Raw genomic sequence first — 21,912 nt, forward strand, 5'->3', positions numbered from 1 at the left:
ACAGGCCAATTTAACAGAGCCAATAAAAAAAGAAAGCATGTCTGCTGCAGATATGCTTTCTATTGTATCTATTACTTAAAAAAATATATCTGTCTGATACAGTTCCCTTTATACTATTGTAAAGACAACAAAGCAGCGGGGGATGTAAATGTTTAAGGGGAGCATTAGAAATAAATTGACTATTCTGTTGCTGATTGCAACAATTGTGCCATTTGGGGCATCTATTGTGATCACGTATTTCCATACGACAGAATCGCTGAAAAATCAGGCCATTAAGGAAAATAGCAATTTATTGTACCAGGGAAAGGTGAACCTTGAAAGCTACATAAATGAACTGAACGGATTAACGCTATCTCTTTATAATAATCCGGGTTTTATTAATTTTATAAGAGATCCCCAGAAAGAAAACAATTATCAGGCTGTAGATGCAACAAGGAATGTGATTTCAACCATTCTGTATGCAGAAGAAAATATAAAACGAGTAAATATTGCTGTAGCAAAGGAAGATCGGCTCATTACTGCTTCCAAGCGTTCCACTGTTATCTTTTCAAGAAAGCTGACGAACATTAATCAGGAGTATTATGTAAAGGCAAAAGAAAGCCCAAGCAATATGTATCTTGAACCTATTCATAAGATTAAGGAACCGGAGGATAAAAAGCCTAAAAATGTCATCACTCTCCACCGTTCACTGACCAATATCCCATCAGATGAAGTCCTGGCTTACATTTCGCTGGAATTTTCACCGGATCAAATCAATAATATTAGCCGTAACCTTTATACAAAAGGAAATGAGGAATTTTATATTGTATCACAAGAAGGAGAATTGATATACCGCTCCAATGATGAGAGTGAGGGGGGAGCCAATAAGCCTAAATGGATTGATTGGGTAATAAAGACGGACAAAGAAAAAGGTACAGTTGAATGGAGAGAAGGTTCATTCAACGGTGTTATGGTTTACGATCAATTGTCGAAAAATTCTGGCGGCTGGTACCTCGTAAAGAGAGTTCCGTATACAACCTTATATGAAAGTGCCTTTAGTGTAGCCAAAATCAATATTATGTTTGGAGCCGTTGGGCTTCTTCTCGTCATTCTTGCTACATTATTTATCTCTTTTAAAATAACTTCTCCGATCAGAGTACTTCTTCAATATATTGAACAGGTAGAAAAAGGCAATCTGAAGGTGCATTTTAAATCTATTGGGAACGATGAGATTGGTTATCTCGGTGACCGGTTTAGACGCATGATCGATAAAATTAATGATTTGATTAACCGGGAGTATAAATTGCAATTGGAAAATAAAACGAATCAGCTAAAGGTTTTGCAGTCTCAGGTGAATCCCCACTTTTTATATAACGCACTGCAGTCAATCGGCACTGCTGCCTTAAAGAATCAGGTTCCACAGATTTATTCGTCCGTTACTCACCTATCTAAAATTATGAGATATAGCATGAATATGGAAGAAGATATGGTACCGCTTTTAAAAGAGATTGAGCATACCAAAGCTTATCTGCTGCTCCAAAAAGAGCGGTTTGGAGATCAGCTGCAATTCTCCTTTGAGCTTGATGAAGAGGCTATGAAGATTCCGGTACCTAAAATGATTCTGCAGCCAATAGTTGAAAATTACTTCAAGCATGGCTTTGATGCGCGGGAAAAAGCAGGTGAGATAAAAATTGCCTGCAGGCAGGATGAGTTTTTTCTTGATATTCTTGTGAGAGATAATGGGATAGGTGTTTCAGAAAACAGGCTTGATGAAATCCACAGAAACCTGATGAATGATCGGATAGGACAAAAGGGTGAGGAAACGAATATTGGCTTGAAAAATGTGTATGTCCGCTTAAAGCTGTATTATGGCGATCGTTCATTTCTTCAGATAAAGAACCTCAAGCAAGGTGGACTTTTAGTTTCTATTAAACTTCCAAAAAGGATGGAAGGTGGTCAAGATGAAAGCGATTATCGTGGATGATGAAAAGCATGTTCGTGAAGGGTTAATGCTTTTAGCCGAGTGGGAGCGTTTTGGGATTAAAACAATCATAGAAGCGGTTGATGGAAATGAGGCCGTGAAGCTCATTAGCGAGCATCGACCGGAAATTATCTTTACAGATATGAGAATGCCGAAAAGAGATGGAATCAGTCTTTTAAAATGGATTCATTCTTCAGAAATTCCCAGCAAGACCATTGTAGTCAGCGGATATGATGATTTTGAATATATGAGAAACGCCATCTGCTATAAAAGCTTTGATTACATCCTAAAGCCAATCGATCCAGAAGTTTTAAACGAAACATTGGAGAGAGCTGTTACGGAATGGAACCAGCAAAGTTGTCCGGGAATACCTCAGGGGGTGCAATACGGAGAAAAGAATGTCATGCAGCAAATAGAAGAATTTTTGCTGGAGAGCTACAACAAAGATTTTACTCTTCAGGAAATTGCGGATCGTTTTTATTTAAGCAGAGAGTATATTTCAAGAAAGTTTAAACAGGAGTACCAGGCTACCATCACCGATTTTATAACAAATATCCGCATGGAAAAGGCGAAAGACTTATTGCAGAATACAAAGCTTAAAATCTATGAGGTTGCTTTTCAAGTCGGCTATCAGGATGAAAAGTATTTTAGCAAGGTGTTTAAAAAGACAGCAGGAGTTTCGCCGAATGAATATAGAAGCTCACTTGTTTAGTAACAGAAGGAGGAATAACCATGGTTAACGTTTTAGTTTGGAATGAGAACCGCCATGAGAAGAAGGATGAAAAGGTAAGAGCTGTGTATCCGGATGGAATTCACGGTGCGATTGCCGGCTTTTTAAAAAATGACGGATATATGGTTAGTACTGCAATATTGGATGAGCCCGAGCATGGAATTACTGACGATGTTTTAAAGAAAACTGACGTAATGATTTGGTGGGGCCATCTCGCCCATGGGGAAGTGGAAGATTCCATCGTTGAAAAGGTGAAACAACGAGTGCTTGAAGGAATGGGGCTGATTGTTCTTCATTCAGGGCATTTCTCAAAAATCTTTAAAACGTTAATGGGAACCTCTTGTGATTTAAAGTGGAGGGAGGCAGATGAAAAGGAACGGATTTGGATTGTAGACCCGAGCCACCCGATTGCTTCAGGATTGGGAGAATATATTGAGCTTGAACGAGAAGAAATGTACGGGGAGCATTTTGATATTCCTGCTCCTGATGAACTTGTAATGGTAAGCTGGTTTGAAGGCGGAGAGGTCTTCAGGAGCGGATGTACATATAAAAGGGGTAAGGGAAAGATATTTTATTTCCGCCCAGGGCATGAAACGTACCCAACTTATTATCATAAGGACATTCAGCAAGTCATTAGAAATGCTGTTCAGTGGGCTAAGCCTGCCGGTCTTCCGACACCTGTTTATGGAAACGCAAAACCATTAGAGAAAATCAGTGCGAAGTATGAAGGAGTGAAGAAATAAGATGGAAAAAATCAGAATAGGGATTATTGGCTGCGGAAGTATTGCGAAGCATCGCCATATGCCTGAATACCATGCAAACAGCGGGACAGTCATTGCGGCGGTTTGTGACATTGCAGAAGAACGAGCACAGGGGTTTGCTGAATTATACCAGGCAAAAGGGTACACCGACTATGAAGAATTGCTTGCTGATGCTGATGTGGATGCTGTCAGCGTGTGTACCCCGAATTATCTGCATGCTCCGATTTCAGTTGCGGCACTTAATGCAGGGAAACATGTTCTATGCGAAAAACCAATGGCTACCTCAAAGGAAGAGGCGTTGGAAATGATTGAAGCAGCCCATAAAAATGAAAAAAAACTAATGATTGCCCATAACCAGCGGTTCGTACTGTCACATAAAAAAGCAAAAGAACTAATTGAAAGAGGCGAAGCCGGAAAAATCTTCAGCTTCCGAACAGCTTTTGGCCATGGCGGTCCTGAGGGATGGAGTGCGGATGGCAAAGATAGCTGGTTTTTCAAAAAGGATCAGGCTTTCATCGGCGCAATGGGTGACCTTGGCGTTCATAAAACGGATTTGCTTCGCTATGTACTTGGAGAAGAGTTTGCTGAGGTCGGAGCCTTTGTGGAAACAAGTGCAAAGAAAAATGCTGATGTAGAAGACACTGCTGCATGTGTTTTGAAAACAGAAAGCGGTGTGATCGGCACTTTGGCGGCAAGCTGGTCCTATGTTTCCAAGGAAGACAACTCAACGATTATTTATGGAGAGAAAGCGATCTTAAGATTAGAAGATGACCCAATAAATTCTCTTATTGTGCAATATGCGAACGGTGAAACTGTAAAGTATGAACTTGGCGGAATCCAGACAAATGACGAAGGCGGACAAAAGAGTTCAGGCGTCATCGATCATTTTGTGGATTGTATTGTAAATGATCAAGAACCTGCCATTTCAGGTTCAGAAGGAATGAAGTCGCTTGAAGTTATTCTTGCTGCCCTGGAATCCAGCAAGACCAAACAAATCGTCAAAATTAATTGAGGTGCACTTATGAGGAAATTGCGGATAGGGATCATCGGAGCTGGCGGGATTGCCCAATCCAGGCACATTCCTGTCTTTCTGAAATTCTCTGACAGCATAACCATTACGGCTGTATGCGATGTGAATAAAGATACAGCAAAAAGAGCTGCAAGCCAATTCGGTATTGAAAAGTCATTTACAAATTATAAGGACATGTTTAGTGAAACAGATGCAGTGGTCATTTGTACCCCGAATAAGTTTCACTCTGAGATTACAGTTGCTGCACTGGAAGCTGGACAGCATGTACTGTGTGAAAAGCCGATGGCAATGTCATCAGAAGAATGCAAAAAAATGGTTGAAGCAAGGGACATGTCGGGAAAGGTCCTGGCGATTGCTTATCATTACCGATTTATGAAAGAAGCACAGGCTGCAAAAAAACTCATTCTTGCAAATGAAATAGGCCGGCCATTTGTTGCGAGGGCAAGGGCGATGAGAAGACGGAAGGTACCGGGCTGGGGTGTTTTTACGAACAAGGAACTGCAGGGCGGTGGAAGCTTAATTGATTATGGGTGCCATCTTTTGGATCTTTCGCTTTGGCTAATGGGAAATCCAGGAGAAATGGAAGTAATAGGGTCAGCTTATAATACGTTAAGCAAAATGCCTGATCAGGTCAATCTATGGGGCAGCTTTGACCATAAAACCTTTAATGTTGATGACCATGTGACAGCCTACATAAAATTTAAAAATGGTGCATCTCTGATTTTTGAAACTTCCTGGTCAGCCAATATTGAAAGGGATGAAGAAAGTGTCAGCCTTTCAGGAGAGCACGGAGGAATCGATGTGTTTCCATTCAGGATGAATCAATCCAAGCATGGGATGCTCCTCAACACCCTCCCAGAATGGCTGCCTGGGGAGGTAAACTACTCTCTGGCACAAACGCAGAATTTTATTAATGCCTGTATGGGCAGGGAAGAGTTTACAGTTAAACCTGAAGAAGCTTTACAGACAACAAGAATAATCGATGCAATCTATAAAAGCAGTGGAAAAAGAGAAAAATTTTAAGAAGCAGGAGGGGACACTTGTGAAGCTGGGTGTATTTACAGTTTTATTTGCAGAAAAAAACTTTGAGGATATGCTTGATCATGTGAAGGCCGCGGGTCTGAAAACAGTTGAAATCGGAACGGGTGCTTATCCCGGAAATGCTCATTGCAATCTTCAGGAGCTTTTGAAAAGTGAAGACCTTCGTCATGATTATTTGGAAAAAGTTACGTCCAGAGGACTGGAAATCAGCGCATTCAGCTGCCATGGCAACCCTATTTCACCTGATAAAGCTTTTGCAGAGGAATCAGACAGAGTGTTATATGATACCATCAAACTGGCAAGCTTGATGAATGTTCCGGTTGTAAACTGTTTTTCCGGAACAGCAGGTGATGGGGAAGATGCCAAGCATCCGAATTGGCCTGTTGCACCATGGCCGAATGAATATGGAGAGGTATTAATATGGCAATGGGAAGAAAAGCTCATTCCTTACTGGAAAAAAGCCGGCCGGTTTGCCAAGGAGCATAATGTTAAAATTGGGCTCGAGCTCCACGGCGGTTTTCTTGTGCATACACCTTATACGCTTTTGAAATTAAGGGAAGAAACCTGTGAGGCAATCGGGGCTAATCTGGACCCTAGCCACTTATGGTGGCAGGGAATCGATCCTGTTGCAGCCATAAAAATATTGGGGAAAGAAAATGCTATCCACCACTTCCACGCAAAGGACACCTATATTGACCGGGAAAATGTAAATATGTATGGCTTAACGGATATGCAGCCATATGGCAATGTGCAGACAAGAGCGTGGACATTCCGGTCAGTAGGATGCGGACACAGCCTTCAGGAATGGTCAGATATGATGAGTGCTTTACGGACCTTTGGCTATGATTATGCTGTAAGCATTGAACATGAAGATCCGCTTATGTCGATTGAAGAAGGATTTACACGGGCAGTTAAGAATTTGCAATCGATCTTAATTGAAGAGCAGCCGGCTTCCATGTGGTGGGTGTAGACATTTTTAGATGGCTGGGGAGGAAATTAAAAAACCTCTCCGGTGTTTTTTCGACAAATTTCTCGAATAGGGTTGACCCTTTCTGCTGAATTTAGTAAAATTAAATAGTTGATTCGACAAAGTGCTTAATAGTTACCTAATAATGCGGGTGTAGTTTAGTGGTAAAACCTCAGCCACGAGCAACGCATCCATGAATTAACGTCGAGTTGCCTCGACGCATCCGTCTTCTCTGAATCAGCTTGAAGAGGAAGAGGCATGAAAGAACGGGAAAAGAGTTAGTATTTAGGTAATTTAATTTTATACGCGGGTGTAGTTTAGTGGTAAAACCTCAGCCTTCCAAGCTGATGATGAGGGTTCGATTCCCTTCACCCGCTCCATACATAGCCAACGCAGTGTTTCGTTCAAAAAGAACGAGGTATTGCGTTTTTTCATTTTTGGCTACTAACCGGTACCAGGTACCACCCGAATTTTGTCGAAATAAAAGGGTGCTTTTAGCACCCGATTACCTTAAAGTTCCCATCGCCCCCATGGACTTGTGTGTACATATTCATCAATGATTTAACCATTTTCTCAGCTTGCCGGGTTTCAAGTGAAGGGCGCAAATAGACGATTTGGACAGCATTTTTTGTTTGTTCTGTTACTGCTGTCCTTTCAGAGTCGACGAATGGGCTCCCGAATGGGCCCGCTGCATCTTCGCAAATAATTAAATTGGCCAGTGAATTGGGTCTCCCATTTAAACCGTTATATTCTTCGCTATCTTTGCCAAGCCTGATAGATAAATCACCAGTGAGCTTGTCTGCATCATAAACGCCAATCGGAATTTGATATTCCAATGAGAAGAAGTTGTTAATATCAATAGAGCTATTGACCGGCTGCAGGTAGTTCTGCTTTTTAATTCTGCGGTACAGTGCTTCTGCAGAATGCCGGTAGCGGTTAGGGTCCTTTCCGGCTGTCTTGAAAATCTGTCTCCATTCTTTAATGCCCTCCAGATCCGTGACGTTTTTATCCTCTAAATCAAAATAGATAGATTCCTGGAACAGCTGGAGACGACCTTTTACCATTTGCGGAGACTGTCCGACTTCTATATTTGTATATGTAATAATACCGACTTTAAAATGCGGAAATAGTCCGCACAGCTCGGGAGAAATTGTAATTTCCAAGCTTTCCACCTCCAAATTTACTTTAAAATAGTTTATCATAATAAGCGATGTTCCTATAAACAATGACCTTTCAAATATATAAATTTCCATAGAAGGGAGGTTCTAAGATGGACTTTGCACAATTCAAACAGGAAGTAATTGAGTATAGTAAAACAATCGGGATTGATAAAATTGGTTTTACATCGGCGAGCACTTTCGGTGAGATGAAAAACAGGCTAATTCGCCAGCAGGAGCTTCAGTATCAATCAGGATTTGAAGAGCCTGATATAGAGAAGAGAGTCAATCCGGGGCTTTTGGTAGACAAGCCGAAGTCGATCATCTCGATTGCACTTGCCTATCCTTCAAAAATGAGAGTAAGAGTAGTCAGCAAAAAGGGTGAGAGAAGAGGGATCTTTTGCCGGGCTTCGTGGGGCAAAGACTACCACCATGTACTGAGAGACCGCCTCCAAAAGCTTGAAGAATTTATTCAAGCACGGATTCCTGAATCGATCTGCAAATCAATGGTCGATACAGGCGAGCTGGTGGATAGAGCAGTTGCGCAGCGAGCTGGCATTGGCTGGAGCGGGAAAAACTGTTCCATTATTACACCCGAATTTGGTTCGTATGTGTACCTCGGAGAAATGATTACGAACCTTCCGTTTGAACCTGACGAGCCAATGGAGGATAGATGCGGCAGCTGCAATAAATGTGTCGAGGTGTGTCCGACGGGAGCTTTAATCCAGGGCGGGCAGCTGGATGCACAGAAGTGTATTGCTTTTTTAACGCAAACGAAGGGCTTTCTTCCAGACCCTTACAGAGAGAAGCTGGGGAACAGGCTTTATGGCTGTGATACCTGCCAAACGGTTTGCCCTGAAAATAAAGGCAAGGACTTTCATTTTCATGAAGAAATGGAGCCCGATTCGGAAGTTGCCAAACCACTTTTAAGACCGCTGCTTTTCATCAGTAACCGTGAATTTAAGGAAAAGTTCGGACCTGTTTCAGGCTCCTGGAGAGGGAAGAAGCCAATACAGCGAAATGCAATTATTGCTTTGGCCCATTATAAAGATGAAACAGCAATCGGTGACTTGATTAATGTTATGAAATCCGATCCGCGGCCAGTAATCAGGGGAACGGCTGCCTGGGCTCTGGGGAAAATTGGCGGTGAAGAATCTCTTTCTGCCTTGGAACTAGCTTTACAGCAGGAAAAAAATGAAGAAGTTCTTGAAGAAATCGAAAAAGGCTTAAGCTATATCGAACAATGATGAGGAGGGGCTACCTCCTCTTTTTTTTATGTTTTTACCTTGGAAAACCTATGCGCAGAGAAATTTAGTTGTACGCAGAGAAAAAAATTTATGTGCAGACAAAATCGTTCTATGTGCAGAGAAACTACTAAAGAGAGATAGAAAAGCACTTTTATTAGTCAAATGCTGTTTATTTAAGCAAAAATTTAAGCAAGGTCCATTCACCGCCTTCATATGTATTGAGTATGAGAGGAGTGAGGTGCGTGAGAGACCAGCTACAGGAACTTTTAGTTAAAAGAGTGCAGCAATGCGTTTCCCATTCGAGGAATTCAATTCATACTTGCCCTAAAATTGAAAAGAAGAAGGAATCTTTGTCCGGCCGCTCAGGGGAAATTGTTAAAGCCCAGGCCACTGGGAAAGTTACCAGAGTTGGCGAGGAGAAAGATGGAGTTAAGCGGGTTGAATACAATGTCCACTTCAGATACTTAATTAAACATAAGGGCATGCTCTATATGGAAGAGGAAATTGAAGAGCGCATAGCTGAATTTTATAAAGGAGTTTTAGTCGAGGATCAGGAGATAAATCCTTTTGAAGATATCCGGATCGAAGAAGAACAGTTAACCTGCGGGAATGAAGGGGAAGAGGAGAGGCTGGAATATAAATATGACCGGATGAAAGCCGTGCAATATGCAGAAAAATGGTGGAACAGCTATAATCCCGCTTATAAAAAATTCGAGGTGGATTGCACCAATTATATTTCACAGTGCCTGCATGTAGGCGGCGGTCCTATGAGGGGTTATCCAAACCGCGGAAAAGGGTGGTGGATGAGGAGCGAGAACTGGAGCTTCAGCTGGTCGGTAGCCAATTCGATGAGACTGTATCTTCCGGGTTCAAGTGCTGGGTTAAGGGCAAAAGAGGTCTCCAGTCCGGATCAGCTCTTATTGGGAGATGTCATTTGTTATGATTTTCAGGGAGACGGACGATTTGACCATACGACCATTGTAACGGGAAAAGATGCAGTAGGGATGCCCCTTGTCAATGCTCATACTTATAACAGCAGGATGCGTTATTGGGCTTATGAAGACTCAACTGCATACACACCCAACATAAAGTACAAATTTCTCTCTATCACCGATGACAGGTAATTTGTCAGAGGAATTCAAAGTGATATAATAGCATGTAGAGTATAATTTAGAGGTGAAGGAATTGGCATTGCATGTAGTTTTATACCAGCCGGAAATTCCGGCTAACACAGGAAATATTGCCCGCACTTGTGCGGCAACTGATACAATATTGCATTTGATCCGTCCGCTGGGCTTTTCCACTGATGATAAAATGCTAAAGCGTGCCGGATTGGATTATTGGCAGTATGTAAATATTATGTATCATGATTCACTTAATGACTTCTTTAAAAGCAGTGAAGGCGGTGAATACTTCTATTTAACGAAGTACGGCACCAAGCCGCATTCCACATTTGATTACAGTAATGTGGACAAAGATTATTATTTTATTTTTGGCAAGGAGACCACTGGCCTTCCAAAGGATGTTATTGAAAGCAATAAAGATCGTGCATTAAGAATTCCGATGAACGACAATGTCCGTTCACTTAACTTATCAAACACAGCAGCCATTCTTATCTATGAAGCGCTGCGCCAGCAGGAATATTTACATCTAAATTAGAGCTGTCCGAGGCCTGGATTCTGTCAGGCCTTTTCTTTTGGAGAAAACTCTCTTTTCCGGGTAAAATGAAAATGACAAATGGAAAGGATGAGAAGTAATGAATGAAGTTACCAATTTGCTTATGGACCATCGTTCAGTCCGGCATTTTGAAGACAAACCTTTAACTAGGGAACAGATTGAAACCATCGTGCTGTCTGCCCAGGCTGCTTCCACATCAAGCTTTGTACAAGCCTATTCAATAATTGGGGTTACGGATAAAGAAAAGAAAGAAAAGCTGGCGGAACTCGCCAACAATCAAAGCTATGTTGCTGAAAATGGACATTTCTTTGTTTTTTGTGCAGATTTGCATCGTCATGAGGTAATAGGCCAGATGGAAAACAAAGATGTGATACCATCAATCGAAAGCACGGAGAAGTTTATGGTTGCTGTAATAGATGCAGCATTGGCTGCTCAGAATGCTGCTGTTGCTGCCGAATCTATGGGGCTGGGGATCTGCTATATTGGCGGTATCAGAAATAACCTTGTGGGTGTGGCCGATCTTTTAAAAACACCTGAACGCGTCATTCCGCTATTTGGTTTGGCTGTAGGCTATCCTTCTAAAGAGAATGATAAAAAGCCGAGACTGCCTCTTCAGCACATTTATCATGAAAATGAATACAAACAGGATGAGGAGGACTACCGAAAGGAACTTGAAGAATATAATAGAATAATTTCAGAGTATTATGATGAACGGACAGGAGGAAGAAGGACGGACACCTGGACAGGACAAATTGGCGGCATGATGGAAAAACAGACTAGAATGTATATGAAGGATTTTGTTCAAGGGAAGAAAATGGATTTAAGGTAAAACTATAAACCATAGAAAAAAGCTGCTGGATAATCAGCAGCTTATTTGTTGTTTACGCCTGGCTTGTCGTCATATCCAGCAGTGAAGATAGCAGCAAGGAAAGCAACCATTACACCGATAATAATAATTGTACCCATGTATATGTAATCCTCCTTTAACGTATATGTCAATAGGCAGGCATCGAAACGTCCATAAGAGGAAATGCATTCCATGTTATGGAGTTTAGCCAATCCGGCCCTTACGGTCAGTTAAACTTCTTCTTGAATTATAGAAAGGAGTTTTACTGACCGTTAAACTGCGATAAATATAAGCTTATTATAGCCCAAAAAAGGATTGGTGTGAATGAAAAGTGTGGAGTTTTTTTTACAGCTTGGCTGCTGCTGTATATTTTTAAAAAATCCAATGGCCGGCTCTCTCATATAACTTCCCCATAAAAAGAACAAACCAAACTCTCAACAGATTTACGCATGTTCAATTGCCGGGGCGCATAGAGTATATTAATCGTCTCTGATAATGCGACAGGGGGAGGTCCTTATGGATATTCTAAAAAAAATTGAGATGTATCGACATGAAGAGGAAAAGCTTAAATGGGAAGGGACTTTTGGAGAGTATTTAGAAATAATTAAAGAGAAGCCATGGGTTGCCCAGTCAGCACATTCACGGGTATATAACATGATTAAAGATGCCGGTGTAGAAGAAGTGAAGGGGCAAAAACGATATCAGTTTTTCAGCAATCAGCTATTTGGCTTAGAAGAGGCACTTGAAAGACTCGTGGAGGAATATTTCCATCCGGCTGCCAAGCGCCTGGATGTACGAAAAAGGATACTTTTACTTATGGGACCAGTCAGTGGCGGTAAATCAACATTAGTGACAATGTTAAAAAGAGGTTTGGAGCAATATTCCCATTCTGATAGGGGAGCGGTCTATGCTATAAAGGGATGCCCTATGCATGAAGATCCGCTTCATTTAATCCCGCATCATCTCCGCAAGGACTTCCATGATGAATATGGAATCAGAATTGAAGGGAACTTATCGCCATTGAATAGTATGCGTCTGGAACAAGAGTATGGAGGCCGCATAGAGGATGTTATAATTGAGAGAGTTATTTTCTCTGAGGACCGCAGGGTAGGCATTGGAACTTTCAGCCCTTCGGATCCAAAATCTCAGGATATTGCTGATTTAACTGGCAGCATTGACTTTTCAACCATTGCTGAATACGGATCAGAATCTGATCCTCGAGCATATCGCTTCGATGGGGAGCTGAACAAGGCAAACCGCGGTATGATGGAATTCCAGGAAATGCTGAAATGCGATGAGAAATTCTTGTGGCATTTATTATCGCTAACACAGGAAGGCAATTTTAAAGCAGGGCGTTTTGCTTTAATTTCAGCTGATGAGCTTATTGTAGCGCACACGAATGAAACGGAGTACCGTTCGTTTATTTCAAACAAGAAAAATGAAGCACTGCATTCCAGGATAATCGTCATGCCGGTTCCTTATAATCTAAAAGTTTCAGAGGAAGAAAAGATTTACGATAAAATGATTCGCGAAAGTGATGTTGCCAATGTGCATATCGCTCCTCATACCTTGAGAGTTGCAGCAATGTTTACAATCTTAACCCGTATGAAGGATCCGAAAAAAGGCGATATTGATTTAGTGAAGAAGATGCGTTTGTATGATGGAGAAAGCGTAGAAGGCTATAACAGAGCGGACGTGGAGGAATTGAAAAAAGAGCATTCGGATGAGGGCATGAGCGGTATTGATCCGCGTTATGTTATTAACCGCATCTCGTCTACGATTATCCGCAAAAATATTACCAGCATTAATGCGCTTGATGTATTGCGTTCCCTCAAGGAAGGATTGGATCAGCATCCATCCATCACTCCGGAACTTAAAGAAAGATACCTGAACTTTATATCCCTTGCCCGTAAAGAGTATGATGATATTGCCAAAAAAGAAGTTCAGAAAGCGTTTGTCTACTCTTATGAAGAATCTGCGAAAACCCTTATGGAAAATTATCTGGATAATGTTGAGGCATATTGTAATAAAGCGAAGCTGCGCGATCCATTAACAGGCGAGGAAATCTCACCGGATGAAAAGCTTATGCGTTCCATCGAGGAGCAAATTGGCATTTCGGAAAATGCGAAAAAAGCGTTCAGAGAGGAAATCCTTATCCGAATTTCCGCTTATGCCAGAAAAGGGAAACGGTTTGATTATAATTCACATGATCGTCTTCGTGAAGCCATCCAGAAGAAGCTGTTTGCAGACCTAAAGGATGTAGTAAAGATTACAACATCCTCCAAAACACCTGATGAGCAGCAGCTGAAGAAAGTTAATGAGGTTGTAGCAAGATTAATTGATGAGCATGGTTATAACTCAACATCAGCAAATGAATTGCTGCGTTATGTTGGAAGCTTGCTGAATCGATAAATTTTAAGAAGCCTGGCAAAATGCTGCCAGGCTTTTTTTATGCAAATAGAATATTTGGTGGTATTTGAAAATAAATCTAAGAATCTGCAAATAAAATTTGCAAAAATATAGGGAAATCTGCAAATAAGTATTATTGACAGTTCGATTGAGTGTATAAACGAGTGTCATAACGGCCAAAAGAAGTCCTAATTCAGATGAAAAAGCAGTTCAACTTGGAAAACTGCTGTAAAAGCTGCCAAAAGACCGACTTTTTCTTCAAAAACCCAAATAAAAAAGAGGCTGCAGCGCCTCATGATCATTCTTCTTCAGCTTTTACTATGGAAGTGTCTCGTTTCACCTGACATTCGGGACAAACTGGCTTGTTTTCAATATAAGCAGCCCGGTCATATAGGGACAATTCACCGAACCAATCACAGCAAAGGAATTCACTCATAAAATCCCCCCTTTGGTAAAATCATATTTTGGCTTGGCTGTTTTTATGAGAGGCAGCAAAGGAAAAGTTTAAACAAGCCTGATGTGGGGAATATAATCACCAGAGGTGATATTCATGAAGAAGAAAGAATTGGACAAAGATTATACACCGAGAAACAGCTCAATGGCAGAGAATGTTGAAGAGATGAAAAATTTGGGCAATCAGATGGAAAACCTGCGCACCAATAAAGAATTAAAGGAAGATTATGATAAATACCCAGACCCTATACAAAATAAAAAGAAAGATAAAGACCTCCGCTAAAAAGCGGAGGTTTTCTTATTGTAAAATACATAGAACCCACTAAAGGCACTAACCCATTTATAAAAAGGGCTTGTCCAAAAGAGGTTACTAATGTCTTATTGTCAAAATTATTTGTAAATTATTTTGTCTTCTTGCATAAGATAGAGTAATAAACATTTCTTTTGCTGGAGCCTAAAAGGGTTTTGGATGCTGCCAGAATGGCAGGGAAATGAGTCTATGGATAGCAGGCAGACTGCAGATTTAGGGATGATGTATCTTTTTTGACACTCGCGATATTGTATGTTGGAAGGCTGGAATGTGTGAAAAAATTAAATTATTAAAGGAGGGGTTTAAATGACGAATGTCAATAACCATCAGTTTGTGATTTCCCAAGAAGATTGGTCCCTCCATCGCAAAGGCCATGATGACCAGCAGCGTCATCAGGATAAAGTTCAAGAAGCAATCCGCAACAATTTGCCTGATTTAATAACGGAAGAGAACATTGTAATGTCGAATGGACGGGAAGTAGTAAAAATACCAATTCGGTCATTGGACGAATACAAAATCCGTTATAACTATGATAAAAATAAACATGTCGGCCAAGGCGATGGAGATAGCCAGATTGGAGATGTAGTGGCACGCGATGGTTCCGGCAGCCAAAAAGGACCCGGAAAAGGGCAGGGAGCAGGCGACCAGGCAGGCGAGGATTATTTCGAAGCGGAAGTTTCATTAATGGAAATTGAAGAAGCACTTTTTAAACAGCTGGAATTGCCTAATTTAAAGAAAAAAGAACAGGATGAAAACCTGGTGGAAAACATTGAATTTAACGATATACGGAAAACAGGTCTTATGGGCAATATTGATAAAAAACGAACGATGATGTCGGCATTCAAAAGAAATGCGATGACCGGGAAGGCTGCATTCCACCCCATTTATAAGGAAGATCTGAAGTTCAAAACCTGGAATGAAATTGTAAAGCCCGACTCAAAAGCAGTTGTTCTTGCTATGATGGATACGAGCGGAAGTATGGGGATATGGGAAAAGTATATGGCCAGAAGCTTTTTCTTCTGGATGACCCGATTCCTGAGAACCAAGTATGAGACGGTAGAAATAGAGTTTATTGCCCACCATACGGAAGCAAAGGTGGTCTCAGAGGAGGATTTCTTCTCCAAGGGGGAAAGCGGTGGAACGATTTGCTCATCTGCGTACCGAAAAGCGCTTGAACTTATTGATACAAAATATAACCCGCGAAAGTATAATATTTATCCGTTCCATTTCTCTGATGGTGATAACCTGACCTCTGATAATGCCCGTTGTGTTAAGCTTGTAGAAGACCTTATGAAAGTGTCCAATATGTTTGGATACGGTGAGGTTAACCAGTATAACCGCCACTCGACCCTTATGTCCGCGTATAAAAACATCAAAAATGACGATTTTCGATATTATATCCTTAAGCAAAAAGCTGACGTATTCCACGCTATGAAGAGCTTTTTCAAACAGGAAGATGAAAAGAAGGTGTATGCGTAAAAAGAGGGGGAAACCTCTCTTTTTATTATTTTCGCAGAAAAAAGACCCCTAAATCGAGGCCCTAAAAAATGTGTCCATATGGCATTGAAAAAGACTTCTAGTCCGGAAAATACCTGCAGATGCTATACCAGCACGAGAATGCTATTTAATTTCCGTCATTTTGCCACCCCCTGGTTCGACGAATATATCCATTATTCGTAATATATTAGGGTGAAAAACTATTTACAGCTTGTCTTTGTTTAATCGGCCATCTGTGTCCAATTCAGCATTGGCCTTAATATCTACTTCTTCATGCTTTACTTTTTCGGTGATGGTCTCAGTATCCTGGACCTTTCTTTTCCCAATCACGATCTCTTCCGTCACCACTGGTTTTTTTTCTACATGGAGAATTTCTTCTTTCAGCGGCACACGGATGGTTTCTTCTTCATCTATGAGTGTTTGGGTGTCTGCAGTTGAGTTTGCCGGTTTACGCCGCTTAATAAAAGCTTCTTCATGCGAGACAGGAACATCAACGTTTTGCTGTTCCTCGACAACTTTTTTGGTAACCTCCACATCACCTGACTTTTCGGCCAGTTTTTTAATATCCAGTTGTTCTTCTTTTACCTTGAGCACCTCTTCACGGGCCGAGGCACTTTCCCGGTAGGCTTCAGCTCGTTCCTCTGTCTGCACCTGACTTTCATTCTGGGCAGAAGGGTATGTGCCATAGTGGTCGACGATTAAGACATACTTTCCATCGAAAACCATGCTGGCATACTCATCCAGGTCATGCTCATCAAATCTTGTTCCGTCTTTTTTATCAGGATCTATTCCTGAACTCGTTGCGGGGTCTTCACCCATAAATAGCGCTTTTACGGAGTCAAGGAAGCGCTGGTTGCCCAGTTCCTGGGATCCGACAATTTTTAGGTTTACACCATAATTGTCTGCAAAGCTATCAAGATTTGCTCCATCTTTTGAAACAATAACCAGGTTTTCTTTTTGGTACCCGTTGGACTCTGCTCTTTCAATTGCATCTTTGAGCTCATGCTGTGTATCATAACCGCCGATTAATATATTTTTCTTCATATTTTCTCACTCCTATAGTCTTGTTTTTTTCTTACTTTCCCGGAAGAGCGTCTCGGGAAACTCTATTAATAGATTAGGGAGCAAGGACGATACGAAAAATATTAATTTAGGCGGCTAAGCGAGAGCCTGAGCAGGCATGGTTTCCTGCATGAAACTATTTTTCCATGCAAGTAAAATATAAACGAATCCCGAATATTTAACAGGTACAAGCCGTATGAATTAATAAATCTAGGTGAATACAGTATGATAGTGATATCACTCTATTATCTGGAACTTGCTGCTGGAGGTGGATATATGGAGATTGAGAAGCTGGCTAAAAAGCTGAAAGTCCGAACCCCTGTTATATTAGGGAGTGAGCGGTTTTCGAAATTTGCCATTTTGCTTCCGCTGGTTGAAATGAATGATGAAATTCATGTTCTGTTTGAAGTGCGTTCGCTTAAAATGAGGAGGCAGCCTGGTGAGGTATGTTTTCCGGGAGGAAGAATTGATCCTGGCGACAGGGATGAAGAACATACTGCTATCCGTGAGACATCAGAGGAACTGGGTATTGGCGAAGGTAGCATCACAGATGTTTCTCCGTTAGATTACATGATTTCTCTTGGGCAAATCATCTATCCTTATGCAGGCATTATTAAAAACCCCAGTCAAATTGTGCCTAATCCTGCGGAAGTGGAGGAGATCTTTACTGTACCGCTTTCGTTTCTCAAGGAAGTAAAGCCGGAAACTTACCACGTGAATTTTAAGGTAGAGCCTGAAGAGAATTTTCCTTTCGACTTAATCGTTGGAGGCGAGAATTATAATTGGCAAACAAGGAAGATGGAAGAGGTATTTTACTATTTTGAGGACAAAGTTATTTGGGGACTCACAGCAAGGATTCTTAAGCATTTCCTTGAAATCATTTACGAAACCCCTAGTGAGAATAATTAAAAATGAAAGCGTTTTATGAAAACTATTTTTAAAAAAGTGGTTGACGCGGCTCATTTAAATGTTTATGATTTATTTTATTAATTTAAATACTTAAAAACTTCTTATCAAGAGAGGCGGAGGGACTGACCCTATGAAGCCTCGGCAACCAGCATATATATGCCCGGTGCCAAATTCAGAGGAAATTTAATTTCCGAAGATGAGAAGGCGGAATGAATGGTACGTTAATTCAAACCCCTTCTTGTCTGTTATGGGCAGAAGGGGTTTTTTATGTTGATAAAGGCACATTATTAAAGCAGGGGGAATGCAATTATGTCAGCGATATCAGTAGGACTTTTGGGGTTTGGCACAGTAGGAAAAGGTGTTTATGAAACAATAAACAAACATCAGGGACGGCTTAAAGCAATACTTGGAAAAGAAGTGAAAGTCACTGCCATTCTTGTAAAGAATGTAGATAAGCATGCTTTACCTGAAAAGGACGTACTTCTAACTGATGATTTTCAAAAAATAATTGATCTTCCAAAGCTTGATGTAGTGATTGATGCGATTGTTGGGAAGGAGCCGGGCTATACATATTTACGTCAGGCTATTACAAGAGGCTGCCATGTGATAACAGCAAATAAAGAAATGTTTGCGCATCATGGAAGTGAATTAAAAGTGCTGGCAAAAGAGCATAATGTTTCATTGGGCTTTGAAGCAACGGTAGGAGGCGGGATTCCCATTATCCAGACTCTCAAGCAGCTGCTTAATGCAAATAAAATTGAGAGGATTGAAGGCATCCTAAATGGCACCTCCAATTTTATTCTAACAAGTATGCGCGAAGAAAAGCTTTCATTTGAAGCCGCGTTAAAAATCGCCCAGGAAAAAGGGTACGCAGAAGCAGACCCTGAAAACGACATCGAAGGATACGATGCTTTTTATAAAGCCGTCGTCCTGAGTGAACTTGTATTCGGGAAGGCGCCGGAGTGGGAGAAATCAACAAGGATAGGCATTACCGATATTTCAATTGAGCAAATTAATATTGCTTCTTCCCTGGGCTTAAGGTTTAAGCATGTGGCTTCTCTTGAGAAGGAAAAAAGTGCAGTCCAATGTACAGTGAAGCCCGTATTGGTTGGAGAGTCCCATCCGTTGTACAGGGTTGAAGGGGTACAAAACGCGGTTTCAATTGATGCAGATATTGTGGGGAATATAAGCCTCCAAGGGCCTGGAGCGGGAATGTTTCCAACAGCGAGTGCCATCATAGAGGACTTGATTCATCTTGGTACAAATGATTTCCCAGCTGTCTTTGAAGAATTTAATGCTGAAGGAATAGATGCGGGCTTGCCTATTTGGGCATTGTTCGGTGGAGCGGACAAAGCAGAATTGCCTGAAGACTTTGATATCCTTGGAAGAGTTTCAGCGGATGCGGTGATTGTAAAGGCCTCAGAGGCAGCTGTAGCCTCATTGGAGGATAACACTGTAGTTGCTTACCAAATACTTGGAGATCATGGCTTTGTGGAAATACTGGCAGAATTGCAGCCAGTATAAGAAGTGAAGTCTATAAAAAAAAAACAGGAGGAGCAGCTTATGGGCTGCCCCTCCTGCATTATGCTTATAGAGATGGTGGATGTTATGCCTGCTGATTTTTCAATAAAGACTGATTTAGTCCGGAGTATAGATCCTTCACATGAACCGTCACTATCTTGGCGCCAATCTGGACATGGACCATATTATCAAAAACAGCTGTTACCAGGCCGTTTAATGACACATTCGTACCAATATTTAAATCCTTATCAGCAACTTTCACGTTCTTCTTATCTGCCATCGTAACACCATCCCATTCCATTTTATTAATAATCATTCATACAAAGAATATTGCCTTTTTATAGTAAAATAAACGCTCAAATGAAAAAAGTCCAGTAAAAAAGCCTGGTTTTTTATCGACAAATTCCTTTAGGTACCAGGTACCTGTCGAATTTTCTTTAACGGAAGACAGATGATGGCACATTAAACTGGTTCCATAAGAAGATGATAAACAGGATGGACAGGATCCAGGCTGCTACGGGCCGTTTGTGGTGAACTATAAGAATGGTAAACATGGTTGTGTTAAAAAAGATAGACCACTTTAAGCTCCATCCATTAGAGTATTTAATCAGGTTTAATTTAATGTCAATGATTTCATTAACAGTATAGAGGAGAACCCAGCCTGCAATGTAAAGGATCTTCTTAAATAAGCTGCGGTTTTTGGGGAATCTGTATAAAAAAATGAGAATGGTGGCTGGGTATTTAACGGCCATGATGGAAAAAGTGACATGAGTGTTGGTCAGGTGGACTTGCTCATCAAATCCCTGTGGATTATATCTCCACATTGGATAGTGGTCAGATAACAAATATAAATAAAGAAAGTCCCCCAAGATGAAGAAAAGCAGGGTGGGATAATAATTTCTCCAGTTTCTCCAGTCTCCCCATTTCCATAAAGCAAAAAACCATACAAAAGCATAGAGCGCATTCAATCGATTCATCCCCTTACCAGTACACAAACCTGTTATTCCTATATTATCCAAGTGAAATAAGTTTTAAAAAAAATAAAATAGGACTTTAGTTTGTTTTTTTCAGTGATTTTCCCTTAATCCGAAATTGGTCCTAACTTACAGGAATGAATTTGCGAGGAAAGGGGTATGGATAGTTCATAAATATAGCTTACAAAAAGGATGATATACTGCACATGAATATGCCTCTTGCCATAGGGCTAATATTTCTTGTCCTATTTATAACTGCTCTGATCGGGATAAAAATCCTAAGGATACCTGATATTGTTATTTATATTATTTTAGGAGCCGGAATCGGCTTTTTCGGATATTTCCAGGATACAAAGGTAATTGAGGTTGCTGGAGAGATAGGTCTAATCCTGCTATTCTTCCTGCTTGGAATGAAATTCTCTGTTCGTGAATTAAGAAAAAATGGGAATAAAGTTTGGAAACCAGGTCTTTTGGATGTCCTGCTTGGTGTGGGTGTGACAACAGCAATTGCCTATATTGCTGGCCAAAACTTATTTGTATCGCTGTTAATCGGAGGAATTGTATATGCTACAAGCTCCTCTATTACGGTTAAGCTGCTGGAAAGCAAAGGTCGCCTTGACAATAAGGATTCCGAATATATACTTTCCCTTTTAATTTTTGAGGATCTAATTGCGCCTATCCTGGTGACAGTTTTAATTGGATTAAGCGGAGAAAGCTTTTCATTTGTAGATTTTCTTTTAATCTTTCTTAAAGTAGCCCTCTTAGCCGGAATTGCTATATGGATGAGCAGAATTGTTCTTCATAAAGCCCAGCATTGGATGAAAAAGGTTGCGAATGAAGATTCGTTTTTAATTTTAGTATTGGGAGTAGCGATTACTTATGGAGGATTCGCTGTATTCCTTGGGCTTTCAGAGGTAATTGGCGCTTTTCTAGCTGGAATCATGCTTGCCGGAACGGTCGTAAAGGTCAAAGTGGAAGAAGTCGTTTTTCCAGTCAGGAACCTCTTTCTCCCATTCTTCTTCCTTAACTTTGGTCTTTCACTTGAGTTTAAAGAAGATATACCCTCAATTGGACTCCTGGGTGTGATCGTCTTATGGTCAATCATCCATAAGCTGGCTGTTGGTTATTTCGGAGGACAATGGTATGGACTATCTAAAACGGATTCCCTCAAGTCGGGATTTTCAATGGCCTCAAGGGGGGAATTCTCTGTTATTATTGCAGGATTGGCAACAGGAGGACTAAAGGTATTTGCTGGTGCTTATATCTTAATTGCTGCTTTAATCGGCATGCTGCTGTTTCAACTGGCCCCCCGTATTCAGAAATGGCTGAGTAAAAAACAGGAGAAACAAGCATAAAACCG

The 21,912-nt window shown here is 41.0% G+C and carries 21 protein-coding genes, 1 tRNA gene and 1 riboswitch; of the genes, 17 read left to right on the forward strand and 5 right to left on the reverse strand.

From position 1 onward, the window contains the following. Positions 1–148: 148 nt before the first annotated feature. The 7 genes from J7I93_RS21255 (at position 149) to J7I93_RS21285 (ending at position 6,869) form a co-directional block, all read left to right on the forward strand. Positions 149–1,963 (forward strand): sensor histidine kinase, encoded by a 1,815-nt coding sequence (locus J7I93_RS21255; RefSeq protein WP_214728278.1) that lies wholly within the window; start codon positions 149–151, stop codon positions 1,961–1,963. Further along, positions 1,941–2,672, forward strand: coding sequence for a response regulator transcription factor (locus tag J7I93_RS21260; RefSeq protein ID WP_214728280.1), 732 nt, complete (start codon positions 1,941–1,943; stop codon positions 2,670–2,672). Before J7I93_RS21255 ends, J7I93_RS21260 begins: the two co-directional genes overlap by 23 nt. Before the next feature lie 20 nt (positions 2,673–2,692). Beyond that, on the forward strand, positions 2,693–3,433 hold the full coding sequence (locus tag J7I93_RS21265) for a ThuA domain-containing protein (protein WP_214728282.1): 741 nt from the start codon (positions 2,693–2,695) through the stop codon (positions 3,431–3,433). A gap of 1 nt (position 3,434) precedes the next feature. Continuing rightward, complete coding sequence (locus J7I93_RS21270; RefSeq protein WP_214728284.1) at positions 3,435–4,463, forward strand: Gfo/Idh/MocA family protein; 1,029 nt, start codon at positions 3,435–3,437, stop codon at positions 4,461–4,463. Positions 4,464–4,472: 9 nt separating this feature from the next. Next, positions 4,473–5,504: a Gfo/Idh/MocA family protein gene (locus tag J7I93_RS21275; RefSeq protein ID WP_214728286.1), complete on the forward strand. Its 1,032-nt coding sequence runs from the start codon at positions 4,473–4,475 to the stop codon at positions 5,502–5,504. Between the two features lie 19 nt (positions 5,505–5,523). After that, on the forward strand, positions 5,524–6,492 hold the full coding sequence (locus J7I93_RS21280) for a sugar phosphate isomerase/epimerase family protein (protein WP_214728288.1): 969 nt from the start codon (positions 5,524–5,526) through the stop codon (positions 6,490–6,492). A 303-nt stretch (positions 6,493–6,795) separates the two neighbouring features. After that, a tRNA-Gly gene (locus J7I93_RS21285) sits at positions 6,796–6,869 on the forward strand. Between the two features lie 114 nt (positions 6,870–6,983). Here the strand turns inward: J7I93_RS21285 and J7I93_RS21290 are convergent. Further along, complete coding sequence (locus J7I93_RS21290; RefSeq protein ID WP_214728290.1) at positions 6,984–7,652, reverse strand: B3/B4 domain-containing protein; 669 nt, start codon at positions 7,650–7,652, stop codon at positions 6,984–6,986. 107 nt (positions 7,653–7,759) lie between these two features. Between J7I93_RS21290 and queG the strand changes: the two genes are divergently transcribed. From queG to J7I93_RS21315, 5 genes are all read left to right on the forward strand, one after another. Continuing rightward, entirely contained in the window at positions 7,760–8,893 is a 1,134-nt protein-coding gene (queG, locus tag J7I93_RS21295) for a tRNA epoxyqueuosine(34) reductase QueG (protein ID WP_214728292.1), read from the forward strand. A gap of 242 nt (positions 8,894–9,135) precedes the next feature. Beyond that, a complete protein-coding gene (locus J7I93_RS21300; protein ID WP_214728294.1) occupies positions 9,136–10,017 on the forward strand; it encodes an amidase domain-containing protein in 882 nt (293 codons plus the stop codon). Positions 10,018–10,078: 61 nt separating this feature from the next. Next, the gene (gene trmL / locus J7I93_RS21305) at positions 10,079–10,552 is read left to right on the forward strand and encodes a tRNA (uridine(34)/cytosine(34)/5-carboxymethylaminomethyluridine(34)-2'-O)-methyltransferase TrmL (protein ID WP_214728296.1); all 474 of its coding nucleotides are present in this window, start codon (positions 10,079–10,081) and stop codon (positions 10,550–10,552) included. Between the two features lie 97 nt (positions 10,553–10,649). Then, on the forward strand, positions 10,650–11,399 hold the full coding sequence (gene nfsA / locus J7I93_RS21310) for an oxygen-insensitive NADPH nitroreductase (RefSeq protein WP_214728298.1): 750 nt from the start codon (positions 10,650–10,652) through the stop codon (positions 11,397–11,399). A gap of 534 nt (positions 11,400–11,933) precedes the next feature. Next, a complete protein-coding gene (locus J7I93_RS21315) occupies positions 11,934–13,829 on the forward strand; it encodes a PrkA family serine protein kinase (protein ID WP_214728300.1) in 1,896 nt (631 codons plus the stop codon). A gap of 295 nt (positions 13,830–14,124) precedes the next feature. Here J7I93_RS21315 and J7I93_RS21320 read toward each other — a convergent pair whose 3' ends face one another. Continuing rightward, positions 14,125–14,262 (reverse strand): hypothetical protein, encoded by a 138-nt coding sequence (locus J7I93_RS21320; RefSeq protein ID WP_214728302.1) that lies wholly within the window; start codon positions 14,260–14,262, stop codon positions 14,125–14,127. Between the two features lie 114 nt (positions 14,263–14,376). Here J7I93_RS21320 and J7I93_RS21325 point away from each other — a divergent pair, with 114 nt between their 5' ends. Together J7I93_RS21325 and yhbH are read left to right on the forward strand one after the other, a co-directional pair. After that, entirely contained in the window at positions 14,377–14,562 is a 186-nt protein-coding gene (locus J7I93_RS21325) for a hypothetical protein (RefSeq protein WP_214728304.1), read from the forward strand. A gap of 333 nt (positions 14,563–14,895) precedes the next feature. After that, positions 14,896–16,068: a sporulation protein YhbH gene (yhbH, locus tag J7I93_RS21330; RefSeq protein ID WP_214728306.1), complete on the forward strand. Its 1,173-nt coding sequence runs from the start codon at positions 14,896–14,898 to the stop codon at positions 16,066–16,068. Between the two features lie 222 nt (positions 16,069–16,290). On the opposite strand, the gene J7I93_RS21335 is transcribed toward yhbH, so the two are convergent. Further along, positions 16,291–17,130, reverse strand: coding sequence for a YsnF/AvaK domain-containing protein (locus J7I93_RS21335; RefSeq protein ID WP_214728308.1), 840 nt, complete (start codon positions 17,128–17,130; stop codon positions 16,291–16,293). Between the two features lie 294 nt (positions 17,131–17,424). On the opposite strand from J7I93_RS21335, the gene J7I93_RS21340 reads away from it, so the two are divergent. Together J7I93_RS21340 and J7I93_RS21345 are read left to right on the forward strand one after the other, a co-directional pair. Then, the gene (locus J7I93_RS21340) at positions 17,425–18,057 is read left to right on the forward strand and encodes an NUDIX hydrolase (RefSeq protein ID WP_214728459.1); all 633 of its coding nucleotides are present in this window, start codon (positions 17,425–17,427) and stop codon (positions 18,055–18,057) included. A 98-nt stretch (positions 18,058–18,155) separates the two neighbouring features. Then, a riboswitch (SAM riboswitch) is annotated at positions 18,156–18,260 on the forward strand. Positions 18,261–18,366: 106 nt separating this feature from the next. Continuing rightward, the gene (locus tag J7I93_RS21345; protein ID WP_214728310.1) at positions 18,367–19,581 is read left to right on the forward strand and encodes a homoserine dehydrogenase; all 1,215 of its coding nucleotides are present in this window, start codon (positions 18,367–18,369) and stop codon (positions 19,579–19,581) included. Positions 19,582–19,663: 82 nt separating this feature from the next. Here J7I93_RS21345 and J7I93_RS21350 read toward each other — a convergent pair whose 3' ends face one another. After that, a complete protein-coding gene (locus tag J7I93_RS21350) occupies positions 19,664–19,858 on the reverse strand; it encodes a hypothetical protein (RefSeq protein WP_214728312.1) in 195 nt (64 codons plus the stop codon). A gap of 157 nt (positions 19,859–20,015) precedes the next feature. After that, a complete protein-coding gene (locus J7I93_RS21355; protein WP_214728314.1) occupies positions 20,016–20,546 on the reverse strand; it encodes a CBO0543 family protein in 531 nt (176 codons plus the stop codon). Positions 20,547–20,758: 212 nt separating this feature from the next. Here J7I93_RS21355 and J7I93_RS21360 point away from each other — a divergent pair, with 212 nt between their 5' ends. Beyond that, the gene (locus tag J7I93_RS21360; protein WP_214728316.1) at positions 20,759–21,907 is read left to right on the forward strand and encodes a cation:proton antiporter; all 1,149 of its coding nucleotides are present in this window, start codon (positions 20,759–20,761) and stop codon (positions 21,905–21,907) included. Positions 21,908–21,912: the final 5 nt, after the last annotated feature.

Origin of the sequence: Bacillus sp. ISL-47 (assembly GCF_018613175.1) — a bacterium.
GTDB lineage: Bacteria > Bacillota > Bacilli > Bacillales > Cytobacillaceae > Cytobacillus.